Below are 11504 nucleotides of genomic sequence, written 5' to 3' on the forward strand. Positions count from 1 at the left end.
GATGAATATCATTCGACCCGAAAGGGGAGTCATGAGTCGAGTCGATCGCGGGGGCCGTCTACGGGCGTTCGCCGGTATCGGTGCCGCGTCCCTGTTCCTTGCGGCATGCGGGTCCGGAGGTGGGGGGACCGTTTCGGACGGTGACCTACCGGACCAGGTCAAGGTCGTTTCGATCACCGACCAGACCGGCACCACGGCCTACGTCGGTAGCAGCCAACTCGAGGGCATCGAACTCGCCATCGACGAGATCAATCAGCAGGATTACCTCGGGGACACCGAATTCGTTCTGGAAAAAAGGGATTCGGCAAGCGACACCCAGACGGCTGTCTCTCAGGCCACGGAGGTGCTGAGAGACAAAGGTGTCAGTGCGTTGCTCGGGCCGGTCCTCAGCTCTCATGCAGTCGCGATCGCTCCGCTGGTGGAACGGGCGAAACTGCCGGCAGTCTTCACGCAGTCCGGCAGCGAGGGCGTCGTGATCGGCGACTACACCTATCGCGCGACAGCGCCGATGGAAACCTATTTCGTCAAGGCGCTCGAACGTTTGAAGGACCAAGGCGCAGAGACGATCAGCGTGCTCTACAACGCCGGTAACGTCACCCTTGCCGGACTCGGCGAGAAGACGATTCCGGAGGGCCAGGAGGAGTACGGGTACAAGGTACTGTCCAGCACAGCAGTGCAGGCCACCACCCAGGATTTCAGCACCACCGCGACGAAGATCGCCGGCGAGGATCCTGATGCCGTGGTCGTACTACTCGTCGGCGCAGGAAACTCCACGGCCATGTCCCAGCTCCGTCAGGCCGGATACACCGGTCCCGTGGTCGGCAACCCCGCGGCCGGAGCGGGCAACCTTGCTCCTGCAGGGGCGGCCGGTGCCGGGATGTTCTGGGCCACCGACTTCAGTTTCCACCAGACCGCCCCGTCGTCCCAGGCGTTCGTCGAAGCGTACCGGGGCAAGTACAACGGCGAGAACCCGCTGAACTACGCCGCGGAAGGATATGACGCGACCTGGATGCTGGCGCACGCCGTGAAGAACGCGAATGGTGCGTCCCGAGAGGACGTCCAGCGCGGACTCGAGCAGGTTGTCGGTGAGGGTTTCGACGGTGCTCTCGGCCCGGTGTGGTTCGAAGGCAACGACATGCGAGTCGACGGCGTCCTGGTGGAGTGGAACGGGACCGAGGAAGTCCTGCTGGAGGGTTCGGATGCTGCCAACTGACGCCGGACCACCCCCACACATCGACGGAGTCCGGCGGATCCGCCCAGTCGCGCGCGTTCCGCGCGAGTACGGGAACAAGGGAGTAACACCATGTCTCAATTGTTGATCGATGCGCTCGTGCTCGGGTCCATCTATCTCCTGTTCTGCCTGGGGATGAGCATCTCCTGGGGCACAATCGACATCCTGAACTTTGCGCACGGTGGCATCTTCATGTTTTCCGCCTTCGTGGCATCGCAGATTGTCTCTCAGTTCGAGCTCGGCCTGATCGCGGTCTGCCTCATCTCCGTGGTGGTCGGTGCTCTGCTTTCGGCGGCGATCTACGCCTTCGCCTTCCAGCCCATTCTTCGACGAGCCAAGGACCAGCGCACCGCCGAACTCCAGATTCTCATCGGCGGTATCGGGATCGGTACGATTCCCGTTGCGATCGTGCAGTTCTACACATTGAGCGAGCCCTTCGGCTTCCTGAAAAGCACCTATGAGACGACGGTGCACACTGCTGGGAACATGCGGTTGTCCAGTACCGGACTGGTCGTACTCGGCTCCGCTCTCGTCCTCACACTGGCGATCTCCTACTGGTTGAAGAACACCAGCCACGGACTCGCCCTCCGCGCGATCGGGGTGGACTCCGAGACCGCAGAGCTGATGGGAGTGAAGCGCCGCCAGTTGTCACTGCTGACGATGGCGATCTCCGGCGGACTGGCCGGCCTGGCCGGAGCCCTGCTCACCTTCAACCTGGGTGCGATCACCGCGGAAAGTGGTGAGACTCTGCTGATCAAGGCATTTGCGATCATCATTCTCGGCGGGGTGGGCAGCACCGGGGGTGCGGCCCTGGGTGCGATGGTCCTGGCATTCTCCGAGGTCCTGGTGCTGCGCTATACCGGCGGTGGGTGGGTCGACGCCGTCGGCTTCGGCCTGATCCTCGTCGTCTTGCTCCTGCGGCCGCAGGGAATCTTCGGAAAGAAGGAGGTGCGACGGGTATGAGCGACTTCTATTTCTCCAATATCGTGCTCATTCAGGGCACGTTCACAGTTTTGCTTCTGGCGCTGAGCATTCAGATCCAGTTCCGGATGGGGGTATTCTCCTTTGCCGGCGCCGCGTTCTACGGTATGGGCTCGTACGGAGTGGCAATCTTCGTGCTGCACTACGGCTTCGATGCGATATCAGCTCTGCTGGCCGTTGTGGTGATCTGCGCGGTCGTGGGCTATCTGCTCTCGTTGGTGGTGCAGCGATTGAGCGGGCTGTACCTGGCCATGGCGACTGTCGCGTTCGTGATGATCGTGACCGTGGTTGCGCACAACGGTGGTGACCTCACCGGCGGATCCGTCGGCTTGTTCGGTGTGATCACCCCGGTGGAGATCTCCGTGCCGCATCTCGCCGTCGTGTGCGGCATCGCGGTCGGCGCGATGATTCTGAGCGAGCGCGGTCGCATGGGCCGAAGGATCGAGGCCGTCCGTGAGGACCCTGAGCTGGCATCCGCGATGGGTATCAACGTGGCGCGCTACCGAAAGGCCTCGTTCGTGTTCAGCGGCGTTCTGGGAGCGCTCGGGGGTGGGCTGAACATCCTCATGATGACCGCAATCGCTCCGGAGAACATCGGCTTCCCGCTGATCGTGCTTGCGCTGACCATCATCATTGTCGGCGGATCGCGCTCCTGGCTCGGTGTCCTTATCGGAGCGTTGATCTTCACCTGGCTGCCGGTGGTCCTGGAACAGGTGGGCACGTACCAGAGCATCGTCTACGGCGTGATCGTCGCTCTTGCCGCGATCTTCATGCCGGGCGGAATCACCGGCATCGTCACCGACCTGTACCGCAAGCGAGTCGCACGCCTGAACGCCGATGCTCTCGACTCCGAGGAAGCACGCGAACAGCGGGCGGTCGAGCAAGACGCCGAAGCCGCCGCCGAACTTGCCGGATCCGGTCCGTCCACCGTCACTGCAGGAGGGAAGCGATGACTACGGAACTCGTTCGCCGAGAACCTGACCCGTCGGGCCCGGAGGGCACCGCGGTGCTGACTGTCGACGATCTGGCCGTGCATTTCGGCGGGATCAAGGCGGTCGATGGCGTCACCCTCGACCTGGCGCGAGGAAAGGTCTCCGGGATCCTGGGACCCAACGGCTCCGGAAAGAGCACGTTGCTCGGAGCTATCACCCGTCTGACCCCGCTCACCCGGGGAAGCTTCCGCTTCGAGGGCCAGGATTACTCGCATGTGCGGCCGGAGGAAGTCGCAAAGCTGGGGATAGGACGAACCTTCCAGACCGTCCGGTTGCTCGACGACCTGACGGTTCGCGAAAACGTTCAACTCGGCCACGATTTGATCGCCGGTTCGCGGCCGTGGTGGCGGCGTCCGGACAGCGCCGACCGTGAAGCAGCGGATGCCGCCGTGACGAGAGCCCTCGAGCGGACCGGACTCGCCGGGAAGGAAGGCCTGCGTCCGGGACAACTGTCGTACGGATTGCAGCGTCGCGTCGAGATCGCGCGTGCCATCGTCATGTCACCGAAACTGCTGCTCCTCGACGAACCCACGGCGGGAATGAACCGGTTCGAGCGTGAAGAAATCGGCAAGCTGATGTCCGATCTGAGGTCGGAAGGATTGACGCAGCTCATCGTCGAGCACGACGTGGCGATGATGGTGGATGTCTGCGATCACCTCTTCGCAATGAACTCCGGACAACTCATCGCGTCGGGCACGCCGACGGACGTCGTTCGTGATCCCGCGGTGCGCGAGGCCTATCTCGGAAAGCAGGGCAACGATGATCGAGATTCGTGATCTCCACGTCGACTACGGCAAGGTCAGTGCGGTACGGGGTGTATCGGTGACCGCCCGGCAGGGCCGGGTCACGCTGGTGCTGGGTGCGAACGGTGCCGGCAAGACGACAACCCTACGTACGGTGGCCGGACTGACCACTCCGACCTCGGGCGAGATCCTCCTCGACGGCGAATCGATCAAGGGCTGGCCCGCACACCGGATCCTCTCGGCCGGAATCTCCCTGGTGCCCGAAGGCCGCAGGGTTTTCGGGTCGCTGACAGTGGCCGAGAACCTGAAGGTCGGCGGCCTGATCGCATCGAAGAAGGAACGAGAACGGTCCATGCGGCAAGTCTTCGAGATGTTTCCCATCCTCGAGGAACGCCAGGACGGCCCGGCCGGCCTGCTGAGCGGAGGAGAGCAGCAGATGCTCGCGTTCGGCCGCAGTCTGATGTCCCAGCCCTCCTACATCCTGATGGACGAACCGTCGATGGGGCTGGCGCCCGCCGTGGTCGACCGTGTCATGGACAGCGTTCGTGCCATCGCAGACCAGGGGATCGGTGTGCTGATGGTCGAGCAGAACGCCGAGGCGGGGATGAAGATCGCAGACGACGTCGTGGTGGTGAACCGCGGAGAATCGGTCTACTCGGGGCCGGTGGACGAGGCCCGCGACCACTCGTCCGTCGTGCTGGCCTTCCTCGGCGAGGCGGCACTCACCGGAACCGACAGTTGAATCGAAAGCGGAAATCATGAAGAAGCGTTTTGCGGTGGCATCCGCCGTTGCAGCCGGGCTGGTGCTGACTACGGCATGTGGTTCCGCCGGTGGTCCGGTGGAAGCGGGCGAGATGCCCGCGCAGATCAAGATCGTATCGGTTACGGACAAGACAGGATTGACGGCTTTCGGCGGTCAACCCCAGTTCCGGGGTATCGAGCTCGCCATCGACGAGATCAACGAACAGGATTATCTCGAGGGTTCGCAAATCGTCCTGCGGAGCCGGGACGCGGCGAGCGACACTCAGACTGCCGTGAGTCAAGCCGTGGAGGCGACGGCCGATCGATCGGTCAGCGCGATGCTCGGCGGAATCTCGAGCGCGCAGGCGACCGCGATCTCGCCCCTTGCGGATCGCTCCGGTCTGCCGACCGTCTACACGCAGTCGGCCAGTGACGGTGTACTGATCGGCGACTACACGTTCCGCGCAACGCCGCCGCAGACCACGCACGTCGCGACGTCGATGGCACACCTCGAAGACCTCGGGGTCGAACGACTGAGTGTCCTGTTCAATGCGGGTAATCCCGCCCTGGCCGAGATGGCCGAGAAGAACCTCGCCGAAGGACAGGACGAGTACGGATACGAGATCGTCTCTGCTACTTCGGTGCAGAACTCCACACAGGACTTCGCGTCGTCGGCGACGAAGATCGCAGCCGAACAACCGGATGCGGTCGCCTTCCTCCTGACCGGGGCGCAGAATGCCACGGCGATGAGGCAGCTGCGTCAGGCGGGATACACCGGGCCGGTCCTCGGCCAGACCGGCGCGGGAACCGGCAATCTGGTGCCGGCCGGCGTGGACGGCGCGGGAATGTTCTGGACGACCAACTTCACTGTCGACCAGCCTTTCCCGTCTTCGCAGAAGTTCGTAGACGCCTACCGTGCGAAGTACGGTGAGGATCCGGTGAACTACGCTGCCGAAGGCTACGACGCCGCGTGGATGCTGGCGCGTGCGATCAAGGCGGCCGGGGGCGCGTCACGAGACGACATCCAACGTGGCCTCGAACTGGTGACAGCGGAGGGCTTCGACGGTGCACAGGGGCGGATCGCCTTCGAGGGGCACGACATGCGGACCACCGGAGTGCTCGTCGAGTGGAACGGCACACGTGAAGTGGTGCTGGGCGAACCGGCAAAGATCTGACCGGAGGCCGAGCCGAAATATCCCCGCCGACAAGGTTTCTGTCGGCGGGGATATTTGCTGTCGCGATGGGCTGCGGGGTCGGGTCAGCGACCCTGCCAGACGGGTGCGCGCTTCTCCTTGAACGCGAGCGCACCTTCCTTCGCATCTGCCGAGGAGCGCACGGGCTCGTAGATCTCCCGCATACGGTCGAATTCCTCTACGTTGGACCAATCGCGCGCCTGCGCGATGATCTCCTTGGTTGCACGCAAGGCGAGGGGACCGTTCTTGGCGATGGTCCGCGCGAGCTGCAGTGCCTCGTCGAGGGCGTTGCCCTCCGGGACGAGACGGTTGAGAAGCTTCGCGTCGTACGCCACGGCTGCAGGCACGAACTCACCGGTGAGACACCATTCGACTGCCAGCTGGTGGGGAATGCGCCGGGGGAGGCGAAGGAGACCGCCTCCACCTGCGAGCAGACCCCGCTTGACCTCGGGAAGTCCGAAGATTGCAGTCTCGGAGGCCACGATGAGATCGCACGCGAGAACGATCTCGAAGCCTCCCGCGACGGCGTGACCCTCGACTGCCGCGATAAGCGGCTTCGCCGGTGACTTTTCGGTGATGCCGGCGAACCCCCGACCTTCGACGGAGGGACGCTCGCCGGCGAGAAATGCCTTGAGATCCATTCCGGTGCAGAATGTTCCACCGTATCCGGTGATAACGCCTGCCACGAGATCGTCGCGGGCATCGAGTTCGTCGAGCGCGGCGGCGATGGCCACCGCCGTCTCGGTGTTGATTGCGTTGCGTACTTGCGGGCGGTTGATCGTGATGATCTGGACGCCGTCGGATTGTTCGACGTGGACCGGTGTATTCACGCGGGACTCCTAACGCGGTTGCATGCGGATCGCGCCGTCGATGCGAATCGTCTCGCCGTTGATCATGGCGTTGTCGACGATCGACAGGGCGAGCTTGGCGTACTCGTCGGGTTGACCGAGGCGCGACGGGTGCGGTGTCTGGGCGGCGAGACCGTCACGAATCTCCTGCGAGAAGCGCGACAGGATCGGGGTGTCGAAGGTTCCTGGAGCAATACTGTTGACCCGCACGAGCTTTCGCGATAGGTCCCGTGCCGCGACGAGGGTCATCCCGACCACTCCTGCCTTGGCCGAAGCGTAGGGGATCTGGCCGATCTGGCCTTCCCACGCTGCCACGGATGCGGTCAGGATGACGACTCCCCGTTCGCCGTCCACGGGTTCGTTCCGAACCATGCGGGCCGCGGCGAGACGCAGGACGTTGAACGAACCGACAAGATTGATCCGGACCAGATTTTCGTAGAGGTCGAGGGAACCGGGTGTGCCGTCCTTCTCGACGACTCGAACGGTACCGCCACGTCCGGCGCAGTGGACCACAGCCCGGAGCGGAGCGAGTTTCTCGGCGGCGTCGAGCGCCCGGTCCACGGCTTCGGGGTCGGTGACATCGGCCGGCGCGAAGACGGCGAGGTCGCCGAGGGACTTTGCCACTGTTTCACCGTCGGATGTCGGCAGGTCGATGATGACGGTGGGTGTGCCTTGTGCGATGAACCGCTCGACCGTGGCCAGCCCGAGGCCCGATGCCCCGCCCGTGACAACAGCGGATCCTTGTGTCATGTCCATGAATGGCTCCTGTTCGTTCGTCTATCCGATTCGTTCGAGGATCGTCGCGTTCGCCATGCCGCCGGCTTCGCACATGGTCTGGAGGCCATAGCGCCCGTCGGTGCGTTCGAGGTGTGCGATCAGGGAGGTCATCAGGCGCGCTCCCGATGCGCCGAGGGGGTGTCCGAGCGCAATCGCGCCGCCGAGCGGATTGACGACGTCGTCGGATGCGCCGATCTCGCGCTGCCAGGCCAGCGGAACGGATGCGAATGCCTCATTCACCTCGAACGCGTCGATATCGCGCACGGACAGTCCCGCCCGGCTCAGCACCCGCTCCGTTGCCGGAATGGGGCCGGTGAGCATCAGGGTCGGGTCGTCACCGACCACGGCGGAGGCGCGGACGACGGCCCGCGGACGCAGTCCGAGTGCGCGCGCTTTTTCATCGGACATGATCAGGAGGGCGGCCGCACCATCGGCGATCTGGAGGAGTTGCCGGCTGTGACCTTCCAATCGAGGTCGGGGAAGCGGGCCCGCCAGTCGTCGGAGTCGAATGCGGCACGAAGACCCGCGAGTTTGTCCGGTGTGGTTCCTTCCCGGATCGTCTCGTCTGCCGTGACCGTTCCGTTGTCGGTGGTCACCGGAACGATCTCGGAGTCGAACCAGCCTTCCCGCCGTGCACGCGCGGCCCGCTCGTGCGATCGTGCCGAGTATTCGTCCAATTCCGAGCGGGTGAGCGCCCATTTCTGGGCCACGAGTTCTGCGGCGATGCCCTGTGGCACGAGCCCGGGAAAGCGACCACGTGTCCCTGGTCCGTGAGGGTCTTTGCCCATCGCGGCAGATCCCATGGGTACTCGACTCATGGATTCGACACCCGCGGCGACAACGATCTCGTATGCGCCGGACACGATGCCCTGGACTGCGAAATCGACTGCCTGCTGGCCCGAGCCGCACTTGCGTTCGATGGTCACCGACGGCACATGTGTGGGAAATCCCGCGGCGAGAAGTGCTTGGCGTCCGGGAGTCGCGGACTGTTCGCCCGATTGATTGACGCAACCGACGATCACGTCGTCGATCAACCCGGGATCGAGGTCGTGTCGGGCGACGAGGCCGGAGAGCACAGTGGCGAGGAGGTCGCTGGGGTGGACACCGGCCAGAGCGCCGGTGGGTTTGCCCTTCCCGACGGGCGAGCGGACGGCATCGACAATGACGGCACGAACCATGGGACGATCCTCCCGACGGAGACTATTGATGATGATGGTTACTATAGAACAAAAATCGCACGGCTATGGTGCCGGTCACATTGACCGGTAGTTTTCCCAGGTAGGCAAGGATTCCGGGAAGTCGGCCGAGCGGGGAGGGGTGCCTGGCCAGCGGATGCGCTCGGTCGTGCAGAGGCCGTCGTTCAAGCTGTCCACGGGTACGGCGTACAGAAAACGCAGATCCCTTCGAGCGAAAAGCCACGCGTCGCCTTCTCGGACGTACCGGTCGGAGTATCGGTAGGCGGCCACCATGAGCGTGCCGGCCCATGCGAGCTCGGCCCGGCCGGTGAGCAGTCCGCGAGCGCTGTCGCCGTGGATGTCGATCTGATCGCTCAGTGGCTGATGGAGCGTGAGCGAGTATCGGTCCATCGCATCGATGTAGAAGCTGCGAATCGCGTCCCGGCCACGACTTACAGAACCGGAGCGCACGAACTCGGCATCCTCGGTGAACATCGAGACCACCGTCTCGATGTCGTGGTCGTCGACAGCGATGGCATAGGCCGCGATCAGGTTCCGAATTCGGGCACGATCCTCGAGTCGACCGACGCGCCGCCCGAGTTCGCGGAGATATTCGGGGTCAGAGATCGCCATGACTGCTCCGGGACGAGTGCTGATGCGGAGGGGTTCGATGGTGCCGTGTGTACGACGCGCCGGGAAAACTCACCGATTGCGTCTTAATCATTATCATGGTTACTATCCTACCGTCACGCTGAGTGACCTTGACCACATCGCCCCGTCACTCTAGGTTAATGATGAACAGGAAAGGTGTCGCCATGTGGAATTCCGACGTGGAGGACGAGCTCCGCGAAGTGCGCGAAGCCGCAGCGAAGGTGGCGCGTGAGCGCTACGAGCCCAAGGCGGCGCAATGGGACCTCGACCGCACGGCGTTTCCGCACGATGAGCGACGCTTTCTCGGGGAATTGGGCTACCTCGGTATCTCGCTTCCCGAAGAATACGGCGGGTCGGGCGCGCCGCTGTCGCATGCGCTCGCGGTGATCGAGGAGTTCGCGAAGGTATGCCGGCCGGCAGCTTTTCAGATCTTCGAGTCCAACACCGGTCCGGCCCAGGTCATCGCGATGATGGGAACCGAGCAGCAGAAGAAGGCATTCCTTCCGCAGATCGTCGCCGGTGAGAAGACGATGGCCGTGGCTATCTCGGAGCCGGACGCGGGGTCCGCGGCCACCGACATGACCACCAAGGCCGTGCGCACCGGCGACGGGGTCGTCGTGAACGGAATGAAGCGCTGGATCTCCAACGGCAGTGAGGCCGACGTCTACCTCACGTACTGCCGAATGAGCGACGCACCGGGAGCGAAGGGCATCGGTGCCGTGCTCGTGGAGTCGGACCGCCCGGGCATGTCGTTCGGTGCACGCGAAAAGCTCATGGGATTCCGGGGAATTCCCTCGGCCGACATCTTCTACGACGATGTTCTCGTTCCCGAGGAGAACGTCGTGGCGGAAGCCGGCGGCTTCAAGCAACTGTTCGGCGCCTTCACCATCGAGCGGCTCGGCAATACCACGATGAGCCTGGCGATCGGGCAGGAGGCGCTCGACCGGACCGTCGCCTACGTGCAGGAACGTTTCCAGTTCGGGAAGCCGCTTGTCGAATTCCAATCGGTGCAGATGACGTTGGCCGACATGGTCCTGCAGGTGGATGCAGCGCGACTGCTCCGCGACCGGGCGGTGGCCAACATCGTGGACGGGCTCCCGAACCCGCTGGAGGTCTCGCTCGCCAAGTGCACCGCCAACGAGATGGCCAAGCGAGTCACGGACCTGGCGATCCAATTGCACGGTGGAAACGGTTACACCGAGGAGTTCGGAATCGAACGCCTGCACCGGGATTCCCACGGATGGGCCCTCGCGGGAGGTACGCCCACCATGCAGCGCACCCGGATCGTGTCCGAACTGCTGGGGCGCACGTTCAACCAGCGGGCCTGAAGTCAGCAATCAACCAGAACTTTTCGAAGAACGAGGTGAACGACATGTTGGGTCGATACGAGGGACGCATCGCTGCCATTGTCGGTGGCGGTTCCGGTATGGGACGCGCCATCAGCCATCGCATCGCGCAGGAGGGCGGTCACGTCTACGTTGCCGATCTCTCCGAGGACGGGGCGGTCACGGTGGCGGACGAGATCCGGGCCGACGGTGGCCAGGCCACCCCCATCCGGGTGGATGCCACGAACAAGGACGACCTCCGCGCGTTGTTCGGCAAGATCGACGCCGAGCACGGTGTGCTACATGCGCTGCACGCCCAGGTGGGCATGCCAGGTCCGGGCGGCATCGAACTCGACGATGCGGGCTGGGAGAAGAACATCGCAGTCAACGTCAAGAGCGCCTACTACTCGACGACGCTCGGGTTCGATCTGCTCAAGAAGGCCGAGGGCAAGGGATCGATTACGCTCACCTCCTCGACGTCGGCACTCATCGGGTCGCCCTTCAGCCCGATCTACTCGATGACCAAGGGTTCCCTCGTTCCCTTTGCTCGATCCCTCGCCCTCGTCGGCGCGAAGGACGGCATCCGTGTCAACGTCATCTGCCCGGGGCAGGTGATCACTCCCATGCTCTCGCAATTCTTCGGCCGAGAGCCCGGCGCCGACGTCTCCGCGTTGACCAAGGATTTCGTCGCGACCATTCCACTCGGACGTGGCGCGCAACCCGAAGAGATCGCCTCGGTGATCGCTTTCCTCAACAGTGACGACGCAAGCTACATCACCGGAACCACCATCCCGGTCGACGGCGGACTCACCGCACAGTAACGCTGGAATATCGGGAGGAGCGGCAC

11 protein-coding genes and 1 pseudogene are annotated in these 11504 nt (G+C 63.8%); 8 read left to right on the top strand and 4 right to left on the bottom strand.

From position 1 onward, the window contains the following. Positions 1-31 precede the first annotated feature (31 nt). From Q8814_RS00470 to Q8814_RS00495, 6 genes are all read left to right on the top strand, one after another. The gene (locus tag Q8814_RS00470) at positions 32-1213 is read left to right on the top strand and encodes an ABC transporter substrate-binding protein (protein ID WP_330150023.1); all 1182 of its coding nucleotides are present in this window, start codon (positions 32-34) and stop codon (positions 1211-1213) included. 90 nt (positions 1214-1303) lie between these two features. Beyond that, positions 1304-2194 carry a branched-chain amino acid ABC transporter permease gene (locus Q8814_RS00475; RefSeq protein WP_330150024.1) on the top strand — a complete coding sequence of 297 codons (891 nt, stop codon included), beginning with the start codon at positions 1304-1306 and terminating at the stop codon, positions 2192-2194. Then, positions 2191-3165, top strand: coding sequence for a branched-chain amino acid ABC transporter permease (locus tag Q8814_RS00480; protein ID WP_330150025.1), 975 nt, complete (start codon positions 2191-2193; stop codon positions 3163-3165). The genes Q8814_RS00475 and Q8814_RS00480 overlap by 4 nt, the downstream gene beginning before the upstream one ends. Next, a complete protein-coding gene (locus tag Q8814_RS00485; RefSeq protein WP_330150026.1) occupies positions 3162-3980 on the top strand; it encodes an ABC transporter ATP-binding protein in 819 nt (272 codons plus the stop codon). The genes Q8814_RS00480 and Q8814_RS00485 overlap by 4 nt, the downstream gene beginning before the upstream one ends. Further along, a complete protein-coding gene (locus Q8814_RS00490) occupies positions 3964-4689 on the top strand; it encodes an ABC transporter ATP-binding protein (protein ID WP_330150027.1) in 726 nt (241 codons plus the stop codon). Before Q8814_RS00485 ends, Q8814_RS00490 begins: the two co-directional genes overlap by 17 nt. Positions 4690-4705: 16 nt before the next feature. Further along, on the top strand, positions 4706-5863 hold the full coding sequence (locus Q8814_RS00495; protein WP_408015787.1) for an ABC transporter substrate-binding protein: 1158 nt from the start codon (positions 4706-4708) through the stop codon (positions 5861-5863). 83 nt (positions 5864-5946) lie between these two features. Here the strand turns inward: Q8814_RS00495 and Q8814_RS00500 are convergent, their stop codons facing one another. The 4 genes and pseudogenes from Q8814_RS00500 to Q8814_RS00515 all read right to left on the bottom strand — a co-directional run bounded on the left by Q8814_RS00500 (position 5947) and on the right by Q8814_RS00515 (position 9314). Next, the gene (locus Q8814_RS00500) at positions 5947-6711 is read right to left on the bottom strand and encodes a crotonase/enoyl-CoA hydratase family protein (protein ID WP_330150028.1); all 765 of its coding nucleotides are present in this window, start codon (positions 6709-6711) and stop codon (positions 5947-5949) included. Positions 6712-6720: 9 nt separating this feature from the next. Beyond that, the gene (locus Q8814_RS00505; protein WP_330150029.1) at positions 6721-7485 is read right to left on the bottom strand and encodes an SDR family NAD(P)-dependent oxidoreductase; all 765 of its coding nucleotides are present in this window, start codon (positions 7483-7485) and stop codon (positions 6721-6723) included. Between the two features lie 21 nt (positions 7486-7506). Next, a pseudogene (locus Q8814_RS00510) lies at positions 7507-8684 on the bottom strand (thiolase family protein). A gap of 75 nt (positions 8685-8759) precedes the next feature. Continuing rightward, entirely contained in the window at positions 8760-9314 is a 555-nt protein-coding gene (locus Q8814_RS00515; RefSeq protein WP_330150030.1) for a nuclear transport factor 2 family protein, read from the bottom strand. A gap of 182 nt (positions 9315-9496) precedes the next feature. Between Q8814_RS00515 and Q8814_RS00520 the strand changes: the two genes are divergently transcribed. Then, positions 9497-10660, top strand: coding sequence for an acyl-CoA dehydrogenase family protein (locus Q8814_RS00520; protein ID WP_330150031.1), 1164 nt, complete (start codon positions 9497-9499; stop codon positions 10658-10660). Between the two features lie 44 nt (positions 10661-10704). Further along, complete coding sequence (locus tag Q8814_RS00525; protein WP_330150032.1) at positions 10705-11478, top strand: SDR family NAD(P)-dependent oxidoreductase; 774 nt, start codon at positions 10705-10707, stop codon at positions 11476-11478. Positions 11479-11504 lie beyond the last annotated feature (26 nt).

It is taken from the genome of Rhodococcus chondri (assembly GCF_036327435.1).
GTDB lineage: Bacteria > Actinomycetota > Actinomycetes > Mycobacteriales > Mycobacteriaceae > Rhodococcus > Rhodococcus chondri.